The organism is Paenibacillus sp. P13VS, assembly GCF_015143645.1.
Lineage (GTDB): Bacteria > Bacillota > Bacilli > Paenibacillales > Paenibacillaceae > Paenibacillus > Paenibacillus xylanilyticus_A.
This window is the reverse complement of the sequence record NZ_WYEV01000007.1, coordinates 231218-254702: the sequence shown is the minus strand read 5'-3', so window position 1 is coordinate 254702 and position 23485 is coordinate 231218. Positions and strand designations below refer to the sequence as shown.

The 23485-nt window shown below is 46.8% G+C and carries 19 protein-coding genes; 18 read left to right on the top strand and 1 reads right to left on the bottom strand.

Going from position 1 to position 23485, the window contains the following annotated elements; genetic code table 11:
• The first annotated feature begins 49 nt into the window (after nucleotides 1–49).
• From pflA to GUA98_RS19325, 15 genes are all read left to right on the top strand, one after another.
• On the top strand, nucleotides 50–802 hold the full coding sequence (gene pflA / locus GUA98_RS19395; protein ID WP_193724139.1) for a pyruvate formate-lyase-activating protein: 753 nt from the start codon (nucleotides 50–52) through the stop codon (nucleotides 800–802).
• A 246-nt stretch (nucleotides 803–1048) separates the two neighbouring features.
• Nucleotides 1049–2413, top strand: coding sequence for an ABC transporter substrate-binding protein (locus GUA98_RS19390; RefSeq protein ID WP_095290372.1), 1365 nt, complete (start codon nucleotides 1049–1051; stop codon nucleotides 2411–2413).
• A gap of 51 nt (nucleotides 2414–2464) precedes the next feature.
• Complete coding sequence (locus GUA98_RS19385) at nucleotides 2465–3349, top strand: carbohydrate ABC transporter permease (RefSeq protein ID WP_095359303.1); 885 nt, start codon at nucleotides 2465–2467, stop codon at nucleotides 3347–3349.
• On the top strand, nucleotides 3349–4179 hold the full coding sequence (locus GUA98_RS19380; RefSeq protein ID WP_193724138.1) for a carbohydrate ABC transporter permease: 831 nt from the start codon (nucleotides 3349–3351) through the stop codon (nucleotides 4177–4179). The genes GUA98_RS19385 and GUA98_RS19380 overlap by 1 nt, the downstream gene beginning before the upstream one ends.
• A 30-nt stretch (nucleotides 4180–4209) precedes the next feature.
• A complete protein-coding gene (locus GUA98_RS19375; RefSeq protein WP_193724137.1) occupies nucleotides 4210–6045 on the top strand; it encodes a sensor histidine kinase in 1836 nt (611 codons plus the stop codon).
• A complete protein-coding gene (locus GUA98_RS19370) occupies nucleotides 6046–7296 on the top strand; it encodes a response regulator (protein ID WP_193724136.1) in 1251 nt (416 codons plus the stop codon).
• Nucleotides 7293–8903: a beta-N-acetylhexosaminidase gene (nagZ, locus tag GUA98_RS19365; RefSeq protein WP_193724135.1), complete on the top strand. Its 1611-nt coding sequence runs from the start codon at nucleotides 7293–7295 to the stop codon at nucleotides 8901–8903. Before GUA98_RS19370 ends, nagZ begins: the two co-directional genes overlap by 4 nt.
• 264 nt (nucleotides 8904–9167) lie before the next feature.
• Nucleotides 9168–11420 carry a stalk domain-containing protein gene (locus GUA98_RS19360; RefSeq protein WP_193724134.1) on the top strand — a complete coding sequence of 751 codons (2253 nt, stop codon included), beginning with the start codon at nucleotides 9168–9170 and terminating at the stop codon, nucleotides 11418–11420.
• A gap of 369 nt (nucleotides 11421–11789) precedes the next feature.
• On the top strand, nucleotides 11790–12254 hold the full coding sequence (locus GUA98_RS19355) for a Fur family transcriptional regulator (protein WP_095290387.1): 465 nt from the start codon (nucleotides 11790–11792) through the stop codon (nucleotides 12252–12254).
• A 2-nt stretch (nucleotides 12255–12256) separates the two neighbouring features.
• Complete coding sequence (gene yidD / locus GUA98_RS19350; protein ID WP_095290389.1) at nucleotides 12257–12514, top strand: membrane protein insertion efficiency factor YidD; 258 nt, start codon at nucleotides 12257–12259, stop codon at nucleotides 12512–12514.
• A gap of 433 nt (nucleotides 12515–12947) precedes the next feature.
• Nucleotides 12948–14978: a methionine--tRNA ligase gene (gene metG, locus GUA98_RS19345; RefSeq protein WP_193724133.1), complete on the top strand. Its 2031-nt coding sequence runs from the start codon at nucleotides 12948–12950 to the stop codon at nucleotides 14976–14978.
• A 363-nt stretch (nucleotides 14979–15341) separates the two neighbouring features.
• Entirely contained in the window at nucleotides 15342–16277 is a 936-nt protein-coding gene (locus GUA98_RS19340) for a metal ABC transporter solute-binding protein, Zn/Mn family (protein ID WP_227779866.1), read from the top strand.
• Between the two features lie 54 nt (nucleotides 16278–16331).
• Entirely contained in the window at nucleotides 16332–17090 is a 759-nt protein-coding gene (locus GUA98_RS19335) for a metal ABC transporter ATP-binding protein (RefSeq protein WP_095290554.1), read from the top strand.
• Between the two features lie 46 nt (nucleotides 17091–17136).
• A complete protein-coding gene (locus GUA98_RS19330) occupies nucleotides 17137–17940 on the top strand; it encodes a metal ABC transporter permease (protein WP_095290395.1) in 804 nt (267 codons plus the stop codon).
• Between the two features lie 47 nt (nucleotides 17941–17987).
• Entirely contained in the window at nucleotides 17988–18701 is a 714-nt protein-coding gene (locus GUA98_RS19325; protein ID WP_153979298.1) for a cytochrome c biogenesis CcdA family protein, read from the top strand.
• Nucleotides 18702–18837: 136 nt separating this feature from the next.
• On the opposite strand, the gene splB is transcribed toward GUA98_RS19325, so the two are convergent.
• The gene (gene splB, locus GUA98_RS19320) at nucleotides 18838–19908 is read right to left on the bottom strand and encodes a spore photoproduct lyase (protein ID WP_095290398.1); all 1071 of its coding nucleotides are present in this window, start codon (nucleotides 19906–19908) and stop codon (nucleotides 18838–18840) included.
• Nucleotides 19909–20126: 218 nt separating this feature from the next.
• Here splB and mntR point away from each other — a divergent pair, with 218 nt between their 5' ends.
• The 3 genes from mntR (at nucleotide 20127) to GUA98_RS19305 (ending at nucleotide 23449) form a co-directional block, all read left to right on the top strand.
• Complete coding sequence (mntR, locus tag GUA98_RS19315; protein ID WP_095290400.1) at nucleotides 20127–20555, top strand: transcriptional regulator MntR; 429 nt, start codon at nucleotides 20127–20129, stop codon at nucleotides 20553–20555.
• A 212-nt stretch (nucleotides 20556–20767) separates the two neighbouring features.
• Nucleotides 20768–22366, top strand: coding sequence for a family 10 glycosylhydrolase (locus tag GUA98_RS19310; protein ID WP_153979297.1), 1599 nt, complete (start codon nucleotides 20768–20770; stop codon nucleotides 22364–22366).
• An 84-nt stretch (nucleotides 22367–22450) separates the two neighbouring features.
• The gene (locus tag GUA98_RS19305) at nucleotides 22451–23449 is read left to right on the top strand and encodes a patatin-like phospholipase family protein (protein WP_193724131.1); all 999 of its coding nucleotides are present in this window, start codon (nucleotides 22451–22453) and stop codon (nucleotides 23447–23449) included.
• The last annotated feature ends 36 nt before the right edge of the window (nucleotides 23450–23485 follow it).

Genomic DNA, 23485 nt, shown 5'->3' with positions numbered 1-23485 from the left:
CACCATCATAAACGCACAGCGGATGCGGATACAGAAAGGAAGAGGCAGCATGGTTAACGGACATATTCATTCACTCGAAACTTTCGGGACGGTTGACGGCCCAGGCATCCGCTTCGTGCTTTTTATGCAGGGATGTCACCTGAAATGCCAATATTGTCACAACCCGGATACATGGGCGCTTGATGGAGGCCGGGATATGAGCGTGGAGGAAGTTCTCGCAGAGATCGAGCCATACTTGACCTATTATCGCAGTTCGAGAGGCGGACTTACGGTATCGGGAGGCGAACCGACGCTGCAGGCTCATTTCGTCGGCCAGGTCTTCAAAGAAGTGAAGCGGCGCTGGGGACTGCACACCACGCTGGACAGCAACGGCTACAATGAACCTGATCGTATTCTTGACTTGTTGGATCATACGGATCTGGTCATGCTGGATCTGAAACATATCGATGATGAAAAGCATATCAAGCTTACCGGGAAATCCAATGAGAGAACACTTCGGATGGCTCGCTGGCTATCGGATCATGGACGGAAAATGTGGATTCGGCACGTATACGTGCCAGGCATTCATGATGATGAGCAAGATCTGCTTAACCTGGGGCGTTATATCGGAACATTGAATGGTGTGGAGAAGTTTGAGATTTTACCGTATCACCAGATGGGCATATACAAATGGCAGGCACTCGGAAAAGTATATCCGCTTGACGGCGTTCCATCTCCTACCGAAGAGGAAGTGGAACGGGCTTATCGTTTGATTGAACAGGGGCGGAAAGAAACGACAGACACACTTGCTCGGGCAAAATGATCCATATCCACGGGTCCGATAGAAAATGAACATTCCATAAAATGGACCCACTCTTCAAACAGTCTTTGCGACAGACGTCGCAAGGGCTGTTTTTTGTTTCATTTTACATGAGGATTACGAAAGGGCTTGTTCAGTGAAGGATTTTATCCCCTCATTGATGAATTGTCATCCTTACGATGGTAGCTCCGGCTTTTTATAATCAGAGTGTAAAACCAAATGCGCAATATCCGAGGAGGGTCAACGACGATGAAAAAAAGAATGATAATGCTGCTCTCACTGCTGCTGGTAACGTCCTGGACGCTGGCTGCATGTTCGGGCTCAGGGAACGAAAATCCGCAGGGAGCCTCAGGCTCCGAACCGGAAACGAGCAAGGAACCGGTGGAAATGCTGCTGCGTCACACCCAAGTAGGGGCGGATAAACAAAAAAGGCTGGCCATTCTGCAGGACGTCGTCGACAAAGTGGAAAGTGAGGTCCCTAATCTGACCTTTACGCTGGACGGGGTTGAATCGGATGTGAACCGGAAGGAGAAGCTTCGCGGGGAAATGGCGGCAGGCAATCCACCGGATATTTTCGAACTGTTCGGCAGCCCGGACTCCAAAGTGTATGCCAAGGAAGGCATGCTGCTGGATCTGACACCGATTTTGCAAGAGCTGGGCATTCAGGATCAGTTTACATCCCTTGAACCATTCACGTATGAAGGCAAAGTGTATGGACTGCCGATTGGTGGTTCAGGCGAAGGTTTCTTCTATAACAAAGAATATTTTGCAAAAAAGGGCTGGCAAGCACCAACGACCATGGCTGAGCTTGATAACATGCTGGCCGAGATCAAAGCGGATGGGAAAGTGCCGCTTGCCTCTGCTTCCAAGGCCGGCTGGGTCCCGCTGATGTTGACGAACCATCTGTGGTCACGCTATGCCGGTCCCGAGATTACTGCGAAGTTTGCAACTGGTGAAGCCAAGTGGACCGATCCGGGTGTGATTCAAGGTTTTGCGAAACATAAGGAATGGGTCGATAAAGGGTACTTCAAAAAAGGCGAGCTCGGCTTCGAATACGCAGAGTATACGACTCAATTCACAAGTGGTGAAGCGGTATTGATGTATGACGGAACATGGAAATCATCTGTATTTAAGGAAGGACAGAGCGGGGAATCATTGATCGGTAAGGTTGGATTCTTCAATATGCCGCCGGTAGAGAATGGCGTGGGAGATCAGACTTCCCTCATGCGTGATGTCAATAATGGATATGGCTTCTCGGCATCTGTAGCGGAAGATCCTCAGAAGCTGGAAGCGGTTAAAGCGTTTATCAAAAATTTCTATAATGAAGATATGCAGGTGCGTGGCCTTGTGGAAGATGGAGTCCTTCCTGCCATGAAGCTGGATGAGAAGGTATTAACGGACAGCATTACCGACGAGCTGATGAAGGAAATCGTCGCTGTCCTGAATGCATCCCAGACGTCATTCCCAGCCTTTGATGCGCTGGTACAGGCGGATGTAACCACGGAGATCAGCAATCTGCAGATTCAAAAACTAATTGGCGGACAGACCACACCAGAGAAGATGGCGGAGGAGCTGCAGCAAGTTCAGGAGGAAGCCAACGCTTCCGTGGAATAATGAATCAACTCTATCCAAAGCTGCAACTGAAGTTACTGAAGGAGGCTGAAAATGAATACTTCACTCCGCAGCCCACTCATCTACACGCTGTTTGTATTACCGGCATTGATTTTGTTTGTCATGTTTTTCCTGTATCCGATTGGCAGCTCACTGTACTATAGCTTGACCAGCTGGAATGGCGTTTCGACAGACCCACGATTTGTGGGTTTGTCGAACTATGCCAAGGCTTTAACCGATGAACGGTTTTGGATATCCACACGCAATAATGGCTTTTTTATCGGATTTTCCGTATTGATTCAGGTCCCACTGATTGTATTATTCTCATTGCTTATTGCCAATGTCAAACGATTAAAGGGAGTCTACAAAACGGCTGTTTTTTTACCTTCCATTATGTCGACGGCAGTCATCGGTATTTTGTGGGGATTTATCTATGAGCCCAACATCGGGCTGTTGAATCAACTGCTCAATACGTTTGGCATTCCGCCGGTGTACTGGCTTTCGGATAATCGTTTCGCGATGCTGTCGATTCTTGTGACCAATGCCTGGCAGTGGACCGGATTTTACATTGTTATGGTACTGGCGGCCATTCTCGCCATTCCCCGTGACCTGGATGAAGCAGCAGCCATCGATGGTGCGACGGCAGTGCAGCGGGCCACTCGAATCACCCTGCCACTCATCAGGCCCATTATTTCGGTTGTCATCATGCTGTCCATTGCCGGAGCGATGAAGGCGGCAGACATTGTGCTTGTAATGACCAAAGGCGGACCGGCCGGCTCCACCGAGGTGCTTGCTACGTATATGATCAAATATGCGATTACCAATTTTAAATATGGGTACGGCAATACGGTAGCGGTTCTGATCTTTGCTCTGACACTTGTGCTGACGGCTGTGTACCAACTGCTCGTGGCAAGGCACAACGAAAGGGTGGAGTATTGATGGTAAAGAATATACGAGCCAGTATTCCTCATGTATTGTTGATGTTATATTTATTGGCTATTTTATTTCCCTTTTTATTCGTTATCTTCTCTTCATTCAAACAGGATAACAATGAGATTGCTCTTCATCCGTTTGGTCTGCCAACGAACTGGGTGTTCAGCAATTACGTGGAAGCCTGGGTCAACGCCAAGATTGGTACGTATTTCTGGAACAGCATGTACATTTCCATGCTCTCTTCGGCAGGTACCATTATTCTGGGCGCCATGTTTGCTTTTGCTGTAACCCGGATGAGACACCGCAGGTGGAGCCTGTTTCTCTATAGTCTTATACTGGCCGGCATGCTTATTCCGAACAATGCGCTGATGCTGCCCATTTATTTGCTCGTCCGCAAGCTGGGCATATTGGACACGCATCTGGCTCTGATTGTTCCCTATGTAGCGAATGCAATTCCTTTTACGATTATCATACTGGCTGCTTTTATGAGATCACTTCCCGGAGAGATCGAGGAAGCAGCGGTAATGGATGGCTTGAGGGCCCCAGGGATCTTTGCTAAAATAGTGATACCTCTTACAGTTCCAGCCATCGTTACGGTATTTATCGTGAATTTCCTCGGCAACTGGAACGAATTTTTGCTCGCCAATTATTTCCTATCTACAGATAAGCTGCGCACCCTGCCTGTAGGCATGGTCCAGTTTCGTGATCAGTACCAGATGAACTATGCCCAGATGTCCGCAGGAATTGTATATAGTGTTGTGCCTGTCATTGTTATTTACGCCATACTACAGGAGAAAATCATTGAAGGTGTAACCGCAGGCGGCGTCAAGGGTTGATGGCCTACGCGGTTATTGGGGAGAACGGATATGAACTTGCGCATGAAGCTGGCCTTGGCATTTCTGCTGTTAATTATTGTACCGATGTGTGCACTGGGTATCGGGATGTTCCTGGTTACCTCACATACGATTGAGAAGAAATACAACCAACAAGCCGAATATGCCCTCCAGGCCATTAGTTACAATATCGAAAATGTTTTTCAGCAGATAAACAATGTCACGGATAACGGGATCGCCACGTCGGTATTTCAAATGGCACTCAACGCCAAAGACCCGACCAAGCAGGATCTCGGGACCGGTAATCAATTATCGCTCAATGCCAGCCAGCGCAATTTCCGATCTCTTCTATATAACTATCCGTTTATTAGCTATGCTTTCTTATATGATCTGCGTTCGTCCCAGAACAATCAGATTGTCTCCATATTTACCAAGGAAAATTTTGAAACGCTTCCTTTTCAGCAATTCAAGGTACACCCTTTATTTCAGGAAATCCATCAGCTTAATGGCGTGCCCAAATGGCTTGCCCCGCTTGAATATCCCGAACTTACCGGCAACGATCCTGTCTTTACGCAGATCAGGTTAGTGAAGGAACTCAGTTATTTTCAAAATATCGGAATTCTGGTGGTACAAATCAAAAAGGGGGAGATTGATCGCATCTTCCGGCATTTGCAGATCAGTGATTCCGCTCAAAATACGTCCTTTTTATTAATTAATGAAGAAGGTTTGGTCGTCTATGACCCATCCGGGCGGTACAGTGGGGAGAAGATGGAGAACCTCGGCGTAAACGCGGCCAGTTATGGACCCGGCTTCAGCAGCATCCGAACCATATTTGATGGCACGGAGAGTATCCTGTCCCATTATCATCTGAAAAACTACGGTTGGAGTTTAATCAGTGTAACCTCGTGGGAAGCGTTGTCGGCCGAAACCAATGTGTTTGCAGGCTGGTCGGTGATTATTATTCTGCTCTGTCTTCTTGCTGCGATGGTCTTCAACCTGTTTTTCATGAATCGGATAACCGGCAATATTGCGGTACTGGTCCGTTTCATGCGGCGAGTCGAAGATGGTGACTTCAACGCACGAGTTGAGGGTAAGGGATTCGATGAGATGCAGCTTCTAGCCCATGGATTCAATGAACTGCTGGACAGGATTGGAAGTCTGTTTCGCCGTGTGCGGGCAGAGCAGCAGCAAAAGGCCAAGGCTGAACTACGTGTGCTGCAGGCTCAGATCAAGCCACACTTCCTGTTCAATACATTGGAATCCATCAACGGGCTGGCGATGCGAGGAGAGGGACGGAAAGTCAGCGAAATGGTAAACCGTCTTGGTAATATTCTTCGGATCAGTATTCAGGATCAGGAAGAAATTCCACTGGGCGAGGAAGTAAGGCATCTCCAGAGTTATCTTGAAATTCAGCAATACAGATTCAGCGAATTGTTTACGTACGAAGTGCATATTCCTACTCATTTATATGCATCCTCCGTACTTAAACTGACCTTGCAGCCTTTAGTAGAAAATAGTATTCAGCATGGCTTCGAGGGTATTGAGTACAAGGGAGTACTTCGAATCAGTGCGTTTGAGCTGCATCATAATCTGATACTGCAAGTGCAGGATAACGGACTTGGCATTCCCCAGGAAATAATGGGGAGATTCGAATATATGGCAGAAGATCCTCCGGAACATTCACATGCAAAAGAAGGGGAGCTTTCCCTATCCTCCATGGCTGAACGCCGGGGACTCGGCTTACGAAGTGTGGCGGATCGGATACGAATTCGATACGGGGCGGGATATGGCATATTCATATGTTCTGCTCCAGGACATGGGACAGTGATTCAATGCATAATTCCACGATATGAGCAGGGGGATGCCTAGATGAATCTGACGGCAATGATTGTTGATGATGAGCTGCCGATTTTGGAAAATTTGAGACTGATCCTGCCCTGGGAGGACATGGGGATTGAAATTACGGGCACGGCCAGAAGTGGAATAGAAGCACTGGATAAGGTGGCTGATTGCCATCCTGACATTATGCTGTGCGATATCCGTATGCCTACCATGGATGGTTTGGAACTTATTCGAATCCTGCGCGAGCGGGGGGAGTCATGTGAAATTATTTTGCTGACCGGATATCAGCAGTTCGAATATGCCCGAACGGCCATCCGTTACAATGTACATGAATACATATGCAAACCCATTGATTATTCGGATCTGGAGAACAAATTACGTGAGTTAACTGAACAAATTATTCAGAAGCGAGTAACAAGTGAGTCTGAACGCCATCGAAGTATAGAAATGGAAAACTGGATCAGACACAAACATGTGACAGACTTGCTGCGGGGTGAAAAGGAAAACCTGGCATGCTTCCCCGTGCAATCCTCGGAAACGTTGCCCTCTGCTGATCGCTATGTCCTGATTCTTGTTGATGCAGAAGGTTATTTCCGCCATTCCATCGGCTGGACTGCTGACCAGCATCAGCAGTGGCATGATGAAGTTCATACCAATCTTAAAGATCTAACCGAAATAATAGAAGGAAGCATCATAACTCACGTCCGTAAGGGAGAATGGGGGATATTGCTCAAGGCTTCCCTTGGATGGGAGAGCAGAGCAGATCAACTTGCTCAGCGTATTCAAAAGAGGCTTAATGCCATCTTTGCTGTTGACTCAGCAATGAAGGCAAGGATTATTCTTGACGATACGCCCGTATGTCTGGACCACCAGATTATTGAGCGATACCGGCACTGTCAGAAACAAAGCGCCTCGCGTCCTTCGGTTTCGGAATGGATCAAGTCCGCATGTGAGTATATGGATACACATCTGGATCATGATCTTGGCATAGATGAAGTAGCGGATTGGCTGGGAATTAGTTCAAGTTATTTTTGTCAGCTGTTCAAAAGCCATGTCGGGGTTACCTTTGTTGAATATATGACCCAGAAACGAATGGAAACAGCAGCGATGTTATTGAGTACAACGGAATGGAGCATTACGTCGATTGGCGAAGCCACGGGTTATAAAGAGAGGCGTTATTTCTCCAAAGTATTTCATAAACATTTTCATATGAAGCCGTCCGAATACAGGCAAAGCCATAGAATAGCGACTTCATTGGAGGAGGAAATGCAGACATGAGCTCATGGGGACATTTCACATTGGAGCAAAAGGTGGGTCAGCTGTTTATGTGCGGCTTTCATGGACAGCAAGTGGACGAACAGATTACGCGGTTGATACAGGACTACCATGTTGGGGGTGTTATTTACTTCAGGCGCAACGTGGAAAGTGTGGAACAATTGACCCGTTTGTCTGCCGAGCTGCAGAGCTTGGCTGCAAAAAGCAGTGAGCTGCCGCTTATGATCTCGGTAGATCAGGAAGGCGGTATGGTTGCGAGAATTGATAAGGACGGGATTACCCGAGTGCCGGGAAGCATGGCTCTTGGCGCAACAGGTCATCCGGACTACACGTATCAATGTGCACGGATTCTTGGGACCGAGCTTAAGCAGATTGGGATCGATATGAACCTTGCACCGGTTGTTGACGTGAACAATAACGTTCTTAATCCGGTGATAGGCGTGCGATCCTATGGAGAAAATGCGGAGAACGTCGCCGTCCATGGTGCGGCAGCCATTGCTGGATATCAGTCCAGCGGCATAGCTGCGACAGCGAAGCATTTTCCGGGGCATGGCGATACGGCCGTAGATTCACATCTTGGCATGGTAACGGTTCCGCATGAATGGGAAAGGCTGGAGCAGGTGGAGCTGCGGCCTTTTCGCCGGGCCATTGAGGCAGGTGTGGATGCCATCATGACAGCACATGTGATTTTCCCGGCCATTGAACCTGAGCCTATTCCTGCAACGTTGTCCCGTAACGTATTACATGAATTGCTGCGCGAACAAATGGGGTTTAAAGGGATTATTATTACAGATTGTCTGGAGATGCATGCAATATCCAAACCATATGGGGTTGCGAATGCAGCTGTTCGTGCAGTTAAGGCGGGAGCAGATTTGATTCTGGTCAGTCATACCCTGGAGGAGCAAATTGCAGCTATAGATGCAGTGGTGGATGCGGTCCGCCATGGAGACATCGAAGAGCAGATCATTGACCTGGCGCTCGAGCGTGTCGTGGAATGGAAGCAAAAACGCTGCGATAGCCAATCAAGTCAACAATCAAATGATCAATCAAGTGAACAATTAAGTGTGCCATATTCGTTTTCATCCGTTCCGGAGAATATGCTGTTAGATGAAATTGCATGCAAAAGCATTACCGTAGTGCATAATGACGGTGTACTGCCATTAAAGCCGGAACAAAATGTGTTGGTTGTATGGCCTGAGGTTGTCCAGCGAACAGAGGTAGATGAACCCTGGTCCCATTCGGATTCACTTGGGATGGTGCTTGGGCAAATCAAAAATCATGTTCGTGAGCATAAGATAACAACACAGCCGTCATATGAAGAAGCAGAACGAATTGCAAAAAGTGTAATGGAGGGTGAACAAGTCATTGTATGCACGTACACTTCAGCCGGGGTTCTTCCCAAAGGTCAGCGTTACTTGATTGAACGGCTGAGTGTAAACCATTCATTAATTGTCGTAGCTTTGCGTAATCCCTATGATCTGCTGGAAATACCAAGGCCAGGAGCATACGTATGTACTTATGAAAATACACCTGCCGTGGTACGTGCACTTTCCTTGTTAATTACGGGTGAACTGAATCCGAGTGGAAGCTTGCCCGTCCGATTAAGTTAACTTTAAAGGGATAAAGACAGCCTTACTATTATGTGGTGATATTCATCCATATAATGGTAAGGTTTTCTTTATTGAATCACCAATTGAATCTTTGAATGATGATGAAATGATAACTAACTATTTTCATAGTGTTTTCGCTCTATTAAAACTTTACATTTCTAATCTATTATTTTTAGCAACTTTTCCCGGTGACAAGCGTCTAATAGTATGACTTTTTGAGGGGGATATTAATAAAATGGGAGCAGAAGGAGCCAAAGAAAAAGAATGAATTTGAAGAGGAAATTGTCTATACTTACCGCTTTAGCTGTTTTTCAGGCGTTTGCAGCCATCCCTGCGAATGCACAGGCAGCTGATCAGAGCGATTCGACACCAGTGAATACAGCCAAAGTTAAATCCGTTGAGGTTATTAAGAAAGAACAAACCATAGCGGAATCCGAAGTAAAAGATCAATCAGGTACACAGACATCCGATAACGATACAACGGAGGAGACGAATCCTGGATCCACGGATTCATCAGGTACGGACGTTACTCCAGTTGACCCTGCAGCTCCTGCTGAGTCTGAAGATGCAGAAGGTACAGAGGAAGAAGCGCCAGCACCTACACCTGTAGAGGTTGAGCAGCCTTCCACTAGTAGTCAGTCCGGCACTGCCGGTGGAGACCTGACGCTGTACATGAACAGCAATAAAATGGTGCAAGATGGCAAGACATACCTTGCTGGACAGCCGATGGCTGTCAAAAATGGTGTATCCTATGTAGCGATCCGCGCGCTGGTTGACCGAGTTGGCTATGATGTGAAATACGACAACTCGACCAAGGAAACGATTATTATTAGCGGGGAAGATGAGCTGCGTTTCAAGACCAACAGCAAAATCTATACCGTTAATGGTGAAGCAAGAACGATGAAGGGCGCTGCTTACCAACAAAAGAATACGTTTATGGTGCCGCTGACTTCAATTACACAGGCACTCAATATTACTTATACAGTGAACCAATCCGCCAAAACGGTGGTATTGAAACTGAGTACCAAACCGGTAGCCAGTTTCACGGTACCCAAAGAAGTTTTTGCCGGTGACAACGTAACATACACAACGAAATACAGTTCTCCGAAAGGACTGGACATTGTGGATGAGCGCTGGACTGGCCGTCAGGATTCGTTCGACCAACCAGGTACATATACGGTAACGTATGCTGTCCAGGATTCAAGCGGTCAATGGAGTGATCCTTACTCGGTCACAATCCAGGTCCAAAAACCGAATCTTCCTCCTGTAGCGATGTTCACTACAGACAAGGAAGAGTACAAAATGGGTGAAAAGATCACCTACATTGATCAAAGCACAGACGACGAAAATGCGATTGAGACAACAGAGTGGGACAACAACGCACTGGCATTCTTTGTTCCAGGACCGAAGACCATCACGATTACAGTTACAGACAAACACGGTCTGAGTGACAGCTATTCCAAAATTATTAATATCACGGGCGAAACGCTGTATACTCTCTCTGATTTCAATCAATTGTTCACACCGGTTGGCGGGAAGTTTACCTTCAATGGTGGAGAAGTCCCTGCCATGGAGAAAGTTCCATACACTTACTATGATGAGCAAAGCATTCTGATTCGCAGTAACAGTCCGGAAACGGTCAACAGCGAAGGAATTGTCTATAAGGAATCTTCGATTGGACAAACACGTTTTATGATTCACCACGTGAATAATACAGGCAAAAACGTAAAAATGTACGTTGTGGCTACCAACAACAATATGTATCCGGCAACATTGGAGCAGCAAAACATGGGCTTCGCAGGTCCATCTCCGTTTGCTACTGTAGCTGGGAAGCTATCGATTGACCGCTGGTTCAAATCCATGCAGGAAGGCACTGGCAAAAAGGACGTTGTCCTGCAGCCAGGAGAGAGCAAACTGGTTCTTACGGAACTTAGTGCTCTGCCGATGAAGAAGGGCCAAGTAATCTCCCTGTACTCCGATGTATTCAGCGATTACAGACTGGATTACAACATTATTATGATTGAAGAAAACAAGGATCCGCTGGAAGTATGGTCTACGCTGCCAGTACTGGATCGTGACGGTGTTCACAACCGGGGAACTTACCCGAATGCAACACGTGTCATCACGTATGATCAAGAAGTAGGTTCGAAGCCTTCCCGTCTTCCGCTTGGTGACAATGCAAGTGATCCAAACCTGGTCGGAACAGACCCGATGGCTTACACAGATGCTTCCAACGCCGGTAACTTTGGTGTGCTTTATAAAATTACACTGAATAACGTAGCACCGCGTACGCTGATCTCGTTCAACCCTCGTGGTGGTAAATATTCAGGTGTGGCACTGGTTAACGGACAGGTTGTACAAATTTCCGAGGGTAAATCCTTGAGTGCTCCTAACGAGCAAAGTGTACTCTATCGCACAGGCTCATATGGTGAGAGTGTTACCATTCTGTTTTCAGCGGCACCAGGAAGCAATCTTCCTGTAAATCTGTTGTTCACCCCGCTTCCGGCTGAGAAGTAATCTTGACCAGGCAACAAGGAACGGACGGTTTGGAGTGAAAGCTTATATGTCATATACCCGATCACCCCAAAAGTCGCCCGAAGAAATGATCTTCTGAACCGTCAGAGAAGGACTCCATGTGAATGGGGTCCTTTTTAATGATCTGACGTGAACAGTGTGCGCCAGTCGTTTCGTTGACTCTAATCCGAATTTGAGGCATTATTAGAATTATAATAACAAGCATGGTATCAGCGTTGCATCATTGTAATTCCCATGAAGTCAATGGGTAACATCTGGACGAACAAACCTTAGTAATCTGGCTTTTTGCTAATTTGGATTTGCTCTCAGGATGTATGCATAATGCTTGTATGACAGGAGGTGCTTGAAGTCATGCTGTCGACAGAACAGATAATTAATACTATGTCCTCACAGGGACTTCGCATTACGGATCAGCGGAAGACACTGGCCCGGTTATTTGCCGAATCTCCTGGGTATCTTACACCCAAGGACGTCTATGAATATATGGGTAAGACTTACAGCGGACTGAGCTTTGACACGGTGTACCGAAACCTGCGCGTCATGCAGGATTTGGGTGTGCTGGAGCAGGTCATTTTTGAAGACGGTGTAAAATTCAGAGCGCATTGCAGCGAAGACCACCATCACCATCACATGATCTGTCTGAAATGTCAGAAGACCTATCCGATCGTTTTTTGTCCGATGCAGCTGGCAGATGCTCCAGAACAGTTTCAGGTTGTGGATCATAAATTCGAAGTGTTCGGATACTGCAAAGATTGTGCGGAGTACGCTCCGGCGAAAGTGTCCACTGGGCATTCACACAATCACGGGAAACACTAACCATGAAGCTATCCCGCAGAGTGGCACAGGCGCCGATTCGGGTATATCGAAATTATATTTCTCCCTTGAAACCACCTACATGTCGCTTCTATCCGACTTGTTCCGCATACGCAATGGAAGCGATCGAGGTTCATGGCGCAATTAAAGGCTCGCTGCTGGCTGCCAAGCGTATCGCAAAATGCCATCCGTTTCATCCCGGTGGTGTTGATCTGGTTCCGCCAAAGACAGAAAAAACGATTATGGTACATGATGAGGGATGAAGGTGGAGTCATGAACGGCCTGATCGGATGACAAGGTCGTAGTTGTACTGCTGCCGACTTGACAAAGAGGGCAGCAGTTCAGTATATTTTTCGTATAATGATTTCCAGTGAAGGGATAAGTACAGACACACCCCCAGTGCAGAGAGCCGGATAAGCTGAGAACCGGTCTGGGAGGAGGATGGAATATGGTCCCGGAGGAACCTCTTTCGAGCGTGCAGACGTGTATGTAGACGCTGTCGTAAGGCTGAGGCGTGATCCAGCGTTAATGGGCGGTCGAAGGACCGGCAGAGCCTGTGTTTTGCAAAAAGCACGGGGAATTTGGGTGGTAACACGTGAGATCTACTCTCGTCCCATAGGGGCGGGAGTTTTTTGTGTTCTTTTTTAGCTAAGAACGCAAAAGCAAGCATGACATATGAAGGAGGAGAAGTCTTTCATGACTGATCAAAAAACATTTTATCTGACGACGCCGATTTATTATCCGAGTGACAAATTGCATATTGGGCATGCGTACACAACGGTAGCTGGAGATGCAATGGCTCGTTACAAACGTCTGCGCGGTTATGCAGTGCGTTACCTGACAGGAACCGATGAGCACGGACAGAAAATTGAACGCAAGGCTCAGGAGAAGGAGCAGACACCACAGGCATTTGTAGACGACATCGTTGTAGGCATCAAAGAGCTGTGGAACAAGCTGGATATCTCCAATGACGATTTCATTCGTACAACGGAAGAACGTCACAAAACAGTTGTACAGGATATTTTTGATCGTTTGCTTAAACAGGGAGATATCTATAAGGGTGAGTACGAGGGCTGGTACAGCATTCCAGATGAAACCTACTACACGGAAACCCAACTGGTGGATGTGGAGAAGAATGAGAAGGGTGAAATTGTCGCTGCCAAAAGTCCGGATAGTGGACACCCGGTAGAACTTGTCAAAGAAGAATCCTATTTCTTCCGCATGAGCAAATATGCAGATCGTTTGCTGAAATATTATGAAGAGAATCCTGGTTTTATTCAGCCGGAATCCCGCAAGAACGAGATGATCAACAACTTTATCAAGCCCGGTCTGGAAGATTTGGCTGTTTCCCGTACGACGTTTGAATGGGGCGTGAAAGTCAAAGGCGATCCAAAGCACGTCGTATATGTCTGGATTGATGCATTGTCCAACTATATTACGGCTCTCGGTTACGGATCATCGGATTCATCACTGTATGACCAATTCTGGCCTGCAGATGTTCATCTGGTAGGTAAGGAAATCGTTCGTTTCCATACCATCTACTGGCCAATCATGCTGATGGCGCTTGACCTGCCTTTGCCGAAAAAAGTATTTGCGCATGGCTGGTTATTAATGAAGGACGGCAAAATGTCCAAATCGAAGGGCAATGTCGTTGATCCAGTGACGCTGATTGACCGTTACGGCCTGGATGCACTGCGTTATTATCTGCTGCGTGAAGTTCCATTTGGTTCGGATGGTACGTTCACTCCAGAGAGCTTTGTAGAGCGCGTGAACTCGGATCTGGCCAACGATCTGGGGAACCTGCTCAATCGTACCGTTGCGATGGTGGATAAATATTTTGAAGGCAAGGCACCTGCATTTACTTCAGGCGTAACGGAATTCGATGCTTCACTGGAAGAAGCTGGCCTTGCAGCGGTGGATAAAGTGGAGCAGGCGATGGAAAATCTGCAATTTTCCGTTGCACTGACTGCGATCAGCCAATTTGTTAGCCGGAGTAATAAATATATTGACGAGACACAGCCTTGGGCTCTGGCACGCGATGAAGCGAAACGGGATGAGCTCGCATCCGTTATGTCTCACTTGATCGAAAGTTTGCGTATTGCTTCCATCTTGCTGCAGCCGTTCCTGACTCGTGCTCCGCATAAAATTTGGGAACAGCTCGGTATTCAGGAGGGCGAACTTACAGCTTGGGATACGTCTAAGCAATGGGGTGTAATTCCAGCGGGTAATGCTCTGCAAAAGGGAGACCCAATCTTCCCTCGTCTCGATTCAGAGCAGGAGGTTGCGTATATTGCTGAAGCCATGACTGGAGGCAAAAAAGCGGAACCGCAAGCGGATGGCACACAAGGTAATGCTGGCGATTCTGCGCAAGCATCCGAACCCGTGACTGCACCTGAGGGCAAGGAAGAAATCGGCATCGACGATTTTGCCAAAGTGGAACTGCGTGTAGCACAGGTTATCGCCTGTGAACCAGTCAAAAAAGCCGATAAGCTGCTGAAATTGCAGCTGGATCTCGGTTATGAGCAGCGTCAGGTCGTATCAGGGATTGCCAAGTTCTATTCCCCGGAAGAGATGGTTGGACGCAAGGTCATTTGTGTAACGAATCTCAAACCGGTAAAATTGCGCGGTGAGCTGTCCCAAGGGATGATTTTGGCGGCATCTCATGGTGACCAATTAACACTGGCTACGGTACCGGACAATATGCCTAATGGTGCTCAAGTAAAATAAATTTTGCTGAACATGTAGTCAGATGCTTGATTATATGAAGAATGAAGGTGACCCGATGCTATCGGGTCGCTTTTTTTCTTTTCTCTTGATTGCCCCGCTAATAACGTAGGAAAACAAGCATATACTGTTATGAACTCTGCGCTCCAGGGGAGAATAAATAGGACCCGACCGCTTGACAACCACGTTCAGGTTACCTATAATTCTTTCAGTAATGTTTACGATTAAGAGATGCGGAGTGAAGCAATAGTGAAATGGTATAATGAAACAACACAAACCAGGAATACCCGGATACAGCATACAAGCAAACGTGGCCAAACCAGAACGAAATGGTTATGGAGCAGCTTGCTTATTCTCAGTTTGCTCATGTTGTCAGCGTGCGGACAAAGTAATTCGGAAGGTGCCAAGATCGAGGAAGGCAAAGTGAATGTGATCACGAGTTTTTATCCTGTATATGCATTTACAACAGCTATCGGCGGTGAAGACGCAAACGTTATTAATTTGCTGCCAACTGGTGTTGAACCCCATGACTGGACGCCAAAGAGCCAGGACATTGTAAACACCTCCAAAGCCCAATTGTTCTTATACAACGGTGCAGGCCTTGAAGGATGGGTACCTAACTTTCTCAAATCCCTTAACAGCGATACCCAAGTGAAGTCTGTGGCTGTAAGTGATGGAGTGAGCTTGCTGACGGCTGAAGGTGATGATGGGCATAACCATGGAGAAGAGCATGAAGACGAACACGCGGAAGAAGCAGGCACAGAGGACGTTGCAGACCATCACGTGGACCCTCACACATGGGTAAGTCCCAAGTCGGCTATCGTCATGGCTGAAAATATCAAAAATAGTTTGGTTGAAGTAGATCCTGATCATCAGGATGGGTACGAACAGCGTTATGAGGAACTTCGTACCAAACTCGAAGCGCTCGATCAGCGCTTTACGGACGAATTATCCAAAGTCTCCAATAAAGAAATTGTTGTGTCCCATCAAGCATTTGGATATCTTGCACGTGATTATGGTTTGACACAGCATGCCATCATGGGGCTATCCCCGGATGCCGAACCAACAGGTCAGGATATTGTGAATCTGTCCAAGCTTGTGAAGGAAGAGGGCATCAAGTACATTTTCTTCGAAGAGCTGGTCTCCGACAAATTGGCCAAAACACTCGCTGGCGAAGCTGGTGTGGAAACGATGGTGTTGAATCCGGTTGAAGGACTTACCAAGGAACAGGCAGCCAATGGGGATGATTATTTCACCCTGATGGAGAAAAATTTGCAAAATCTGCTGATCGCATTAAAATAAGATAGACTGAAGGATTCTTTGCAATCCTTATATATAATGAAGGGTGGCTTTGCCATGCAGCAAATCATGCCACTATGTCATGATCCAATCATTGAGATTGAGAAGTTATCTTTCTCTTACGGTGACCAGCGAGTGATCGAAAATCTTGATTTTATGGTCAAGGAACGGGATTTTGTCGGTATTATCGGTTCAAACGGAGCGGGAAAAACGACACTGCTGCGCATGTTGGTGGGACTGCTGCCTCCAGCGCAGGGGGATATCAAATTGTTCGGACAGTCGATTCGCAGATTCAAGGATTGGGAACGGATCGGCTATGTCCCGCAAAAAAATGCATTTAACCCATTGTTCCCTGCAACCGTGCGGGAAGTGGTCATGTCTGGTTTGTACAACAATAAGAATATGTTCCGCCGGATGACGCGCAAATCACAGCAGCAGTGCACGGATGCACTGGAGGTTATGCGTATCGAGGATCTGGCAAACAAACGGATTGGACAATTGTCCGGAGGACAGCAGCAGCGTGTGTTTTTGGCACGTGCGCTTATTAATCATCCGGATTTGTTGATTTTGGACGAACCTACAGTCGGGATTGACGCCGAGTCTCAAGCAAGTTTCTTTGAGCTCATTACCCATATGCATGAACACCACCGGATGACGTTCCTGATGGTTTCACATGATATGGACCGAATGGAGAACTATCTTGGTTCAGAAGCGGCTGCAACCAACGGAAAAATCAACTTTCATGTTCGTCATTCGCATGAGGTGGAGGATTGTGCCGAGACCAATTTGCAGCATACTACTGCCCTGGTACGATAATGATATTGTACAACTAGATTAGACAAGGCTGAAGGAGTCGTGTGTTTTGGAGATTTTAATGAGTGATTTTTTTCAGCGTGCACTGGCAGGGGGATTGCTGATCGGCATTACAGCTCCACTGATCGGACTGTTTCTGGTGCTGCGGCGTTTGTCCATGATCGGGGATACGCTATCTCACGTTACGATTGCCGGGGTTGCCCTCGGCTTTTTGATTGAGGTTTATCCGATTGCGGTGGGACTTGTCTTTGCTGTGCTCGCATCCTTTGCTATAGAGAAGCTGCGCAAGGCATATAAGACTTATGCCGAGTTATCCATTGCTATAATCATGTCAGGTGGCGTCGCGCTTGCTTCGTTGTTCTTTACACTGGGCAAAGGGTACAATACGGATGTAATGAGTTACTTGTTCGGCAGCATTTATACACTGGACTCGACCGACTTGAAGTTGGTTGGAGTGGTAACGCTGATTGTAGTTATCGTTGTTGCGCTGCTACATAAGGAGTTTTTCCTGCTCAGTTTTGAGGAAGACGCTGCGGCAGTTACAGGTCTGCCTGTAAAATTGCTTAACATGCTGATAACTGTGATGACGGCTCTGGTGATTAGTACTGCGATTAAGATCGTGGGGGCACTGCTGGTGTCGGCACTATTGACCATTCCTGTAGCCGTAAGTTTGCTTATGGCTCGTAGTTTCAAGTCAGCCATTATTCTCTCGGTTGTTATCGGGGAGATTGCAGTAGTCATTGGTCTGGTGGTAGCGGGAATTTGGAATTTGGCTCCAGGAGCAACGATTGTATTATTGCTTATCATGATGCTCATTCTTACGATGATTGGAAAAAAAGGGTTCCGAGCCTGAAGAAATACGCGTGCAAGTGAGCCCCAGGGAAGGGAGACCACCGCTTCATGCCTGATGTTAATGTGTGGCTGGCTTTTATCGCAGGATTGGCTTCATTTATATCACCGTGCTGTCTTCCACTGTACCCTTCGTATTTATCCTACATCACGGGTATGACAGTACAAAGGTTAAAAGACGATCGCAATCAGCGTGAAGTTCGGTTTAAAACGTTAACACACACGCTGGCGTTTATTTTAGGATTCTCGGCTGTTTTTTACTCGCTTGGACTTGGAGCAGGATTGTTTGGACAATTTTTCAATGATAACCGTGATTTGATCCGTCAGTTATCTGCTATTTTAATCATGCTCATGGGTTTATTCCTGCTAGGGGTATTCAAACCGCAATTTCTGATGAGAGAGCGTAAGATGGACTTGAAATGGAAGCCAGCAGGGTACCTGGGCTCTTTTATTTTCGGGATTGGTTTCTCGGCAGGCTGGTCGCCGTGCATCGGTCCTATTCTGACAGCAATCATTGCGATGGCTGCGAGTGAACCGACAACCTGGCTGGCCTTGATCACCGGCTATACGGCAGGATTCGCATTACCTTTCTTCATCCTTGCCTTTTTCATCGGTTCAACACGCTGGATCTTGCGATATTCGAATGTGATGATGAAAGCGGGTGGAGCGCTGATGCTGTTTTTGGGTGTGCTGCTATTCACGGATCAAATGACCAAAATCACCATTTGGCTGCAGCAGATTACACCCGATTGGATGATTATCTGAGCAAAGTATCAGTTAAGGCCATTGATCTATTTAATGTATGAAAATAAGCAAAGCAGGCTACATGAAGGCCAGAGCACATTCTGTCCCATGTAACCTGCTTTTTTGATCGCCACTATCGTGGATAAGATGTCAATACTTAAGTGAAGTAATCAATGTTTGCTAACGGGAAGTGTTCAAAAATTTGCTCTGTGATGAACTCACGCAGTGCGTCCTGTTGGTCATCCTTGTACACGTATTTATACTGCCCCCAGCGGCCCCATTTCATTTTTCTTTTCTCGATGTCCATTTCGAGTTTGGTTTTGGGGTAGCGTTTCTCAATGGTGGCTTTTGCCGTTTTGGTGAATCGATGCTGAATCATTTCAAACGTTAGATCCTTCGTGGCATCTTCCGGGAGCGTATCGGCAAGCTTCTGTAAAAGCTCCGCATATCCTTCCTGCCATCCGTCATACCACATGATGGGGGCGATGATAAACCCTAACGGGTACCCCGCGTGCGCTATTTTGCCTGCGGCTTCAATACGTTCTTCAAACCTTGAGGTAGCAGGCTCGAAGTTCTTGATGACATAATCCGAATTGACACTGAACCGGATCCGGGTATGACCGTTATGTTTGATATTTAATAATGGGTCCACGTGATGATATTTCGTCACAAACCGCAAACGTCCGTATTCCTCGTCCGCCATAAAACGGATTAGATCACTCAAATTTTCGGTAATGTGCTCGAGTCCTACCGGATCTGAAGTACAGGCTGCTTCAAATCGGGTAATTTCAGGTGCCCGCTCATCGATATAGCCTTTGGCCGCCTGAATGATCTCTTCGGTATTTACATACACCCTGACGTAAGGCTTGGCTCCAAGCGTGGTTTGAAGGTAACAATAATGACAATGGCCCATACATCCCGTGGAGATGGGGATCGCATATTCAGCGGAAGGTTTGGACTGATCAAATTTGAGTGTTTTGCGCACACCTACGACCAGGGTTCGTTTTGCCATCCGGTATTTTTCCTGCTCTGTTTCGCCAGGCAGATTGGTGATCCGGTTATGGGAAGTCGTCATCTGATATGGAATTTCTTTGGAAGTGACCCATTCCATAATCCGTTTGCCTTTCTCATATTCCAGCGCACCGGGTTCAAAATAGACCAAATCGGGAATAAAGGGTTTAGTACCTTTTGCTTTGCGAACCGGAGGCTGCGCTACACTTGTACTCACGGAATCACTCCTTTCAATAGGAACTTGCTTAGTTTGCCTCACATGGGCAGAAGTCACCCTTGCCAATACTTGCGTACCGAATCAGAAGCGCCCATGTGTTTCAAACGACATAGCGTTTGATTCGTACAAGACTTGCCAATGCGTATTGATAACATGTATCATTATAAGATAGGGATCAGGCAAGAATATTGCCGGTCAGAGAGAAGAGAGGGAAGCAGATGCCAACGCCCAGTATGGAAGATTATTTGGAGCGTATATACAAACTGATTGATGAAAAGGGCTATGCTCGTGTGTCAGATATAGCTGAAGGATTGGAAGTGCATCCTTCATCGGTGACCAAGATGATCCAAAAGCTGGACAAAGACGAGTACCTGATTTACGAAAAGTACCGTGGGTTGGTGCTTACTCCAAAAGGGAAAAAGATGGGGAAACGTTTAATGGAACGCCATCATCTGCTTGAACAATTTTTAACGACGATCGGTGTTCAGGAAGAGAATATCTACAAGGATGTGGAAGGAATCGAACATCATCTAAGTTGGGACTCCATTACCTGCATCGAGTCTCTGGTAGAATATTTCCGTCAGGACGAGAGCCGATTGCGTGATCTGCAAAATATTCAGGAACTCATGAGCAATACCGAATCCTGAGTCAGCACAGGGCCATTCACAGGGTTCTTAAGAGCTTAAATTTTCAAAAAAGCAGAGGGTGTATCTTTGTCGTTGTAAATGGCAGAGAGACACCCTCTGTTTTTTTTGTTGTCCATAATTTGGTGAAATATCGCAACTAACCAATCCTTTCAAGCGTCTATTAAACTAGCAGAATTTGCCGAGAATTTTAATGATGATGGAGGATTGTACTGATGAAGTTTCGTAATGGTTTGATCCTGCTGCTCATTTTCGTGCTGGGTTTACAAACAGCTGGATTGAGTGCGCAGGCTGCTTCACAAAAAGAGATTGATATTTATCTGGATGGTCAACGTTTGGAATCCGATGTATCGCCCTACATTTTGCCCAAGGTGAATGTGACGATGGTTCCGCTGCGTGTAATTAGTGAAGGATTGGGAGCGTCCGTCCTTTGGTCACAAGCTTCGAGAACCGTAACGATCAAGAAATCTGAATCGGTCATCACCATGACCAGTGGACGCCAGCAAGCGACGGTAGATGGTATCGCAGTCGCTTTGGATGCATCGGTTGAACTGAAGAAGGGCCGTGTTATGGTTCCGATTCGATTCGTTAGTGAAAACCTTGGAATTACAGTGAATTGGAATCAGGCAGAACAGACGATTCGTTTGACGACAGGAGACGCTCCTACGCCAGACCCGGCTACCCCGGCAAATCCAGGAGGAACAGGCAGTACGCCAAGCACGGATGATATGCGTGGTGCATGGATCTCAACTGTGAACGGTGATTGGCCTTCCTCCAGTGCCAAAGGCAATGTGGAAAAGCAAAAGCTGGAGTATACTCAACAGCTGGATACGCTCAAAGACATGGGAATCAATGCCGTATTTGTTCAGGTTCGGGCCAATGCAGACGCCATCTATCCTTCAGGTCTTGTACCATGGAATAGTGTGCTAACAGGGACTCAGGGCAAGGATCCAGGATACGACCCACTTGCCTTCATGATTGAGGAGGCTCATAAACGGGGGCTGGAATTCCATGCCTGGTTTAACCCCTTCCGGGCAACCAACTCGGCGAGCACAACCGGACTCGCAGCCAATCATGTTTCCAAACTGCATCCGGACTGGATCGTGAATGCATCTGGTAAACTTTATATTAATCCAGGAATTCCGGAAGCCAGACAGCATATCATCGACAGCATTATGGAAGTGGTAAACCAATATGATATTGATGGTGTTCACCTCGACGATTACTTTTATCCTTCTAACGTAACGTTTAACGATGACGCTGCCTTTAAGGCCTATAACACATTGAATACCAAAGACCGTGCCGAGTGGAGACGGGATAACATCAACCAGTTTGTTAAAGAGCTGGGTGAGAGCATCCACCAAGTAAAAGCTGGCGTAGAGTATGGAATCAGCCCTTTTGGTGTATGGCGCAATAAAGCTGTCGATATCACAGGTTCCGATACCAAAGCGGGAGTAACTGCCTACGACAGCATGAATGCGGACGTGCGTACATGGATCAAACAGGAGTGGATTGACTATGTCGCACCGCAAGTATACTGGAGTATGACGTTAAGTGCAGCACGCTATGACAAGGTGGTGGACTGGTGGGCAAACGAAGTCGCTAATACGGACGTTAAACTGTATATTGGGCACTCGCCTTATAAGCTGGGCACGCCTGAAGTTGGCTGGCAGACCTCCCAGGAAATTATTGATCAGCTCGTGTACAATGAGAAATACGATACAATCAAAGGCGATATTTACTTTAGCTCGCAGTATTTGACGAAGAATCCGCTGGGCTTGATTGCGAAATTAAAAGCATATTATGGACTTTAGTTCATTTTAGCGTAATATGACCAACCCTCGTTCTCATAGAGTGGCAGTAGGAATGGACTGCCTGGAGAACGGGGGTTTTTTAATATGTTAATCAATGGGGTGTTTGAAGGCGGAGGCGTAAAGGGGATTTCGCTTGCAGGTGCCGTGCAGAGTGCACAGGACTATGGAGTCCAGTTCAATCGTGTTGCAGGGACGTCCTCCGGATCGATTGTAGCTTCATTGATTGCTGCAGGATATCGAGCGGAAGAGATGAAATCCATCATTGAGAATACGCCATTTGCCTCATTGCTGCGGCGTTCACCTATATTTGATATACGCTGGATTGGACCAGCGGCAAGACTGTTTTTAAAAAAGGGTTTATATTCGGGTGAGGCACTTGAATCATGGATTGGGAACATGCTCAAGCAAAAAGGAATCCGAACATTCGCAGACTTGCCACCAGGTAAACTTCTGATTACTGCATCGGATATCTCCAATGGGACTATACTGATACTTCCAGATGATATACGGCGGTTCGGTATTGATCCTAATAAGTTCGAAGTAGCCAAGGCTGTAAGAATGAGCTGCAGTATTCCCTATTTTTTCGATCCTGTGGCTATACGCAGGTCACCTGTGATGTCCAAAGGCATGCGTTTTCCCGATCAGTTCGTGTATGTCGTGGACGGAGGATTGCTTAGTAATTTTCCCTTATGGCTGTTTGACGGGGAACGTACAGCACGCGATGGAGACATCATTCCCACGATCGGTTTCAAGTTGGTTGGCAAGACAGAGGGGGAGCCCAGCAGAATCAAAGGTCCTTTAAGCATGCTTCAGGCATTGGTTGAGACAATGCTCACAGCGCATGATGAGCGATATATTGAGCAGATTAACCGTTTCCGAACGATTAAAATACCAACCCTGGGCGTTAAGCCGACACAGTTTAATCTGTCCGTACAGGAAAGTACGGCATTGTATTTATCGGGTGTTGCCGCAGGTACAGAGTTTTTCAGTCGATGGAACACAAAGTTCTATGGTGAGCAGTTGGATAAACAAAAAAGAGAAGAGCGGAAAAAAACTCAAACGCCGCCTTTAACGCCTGTATAACTAAAAGCACTGCTTCATGTTACGAAGCAGTGCTTT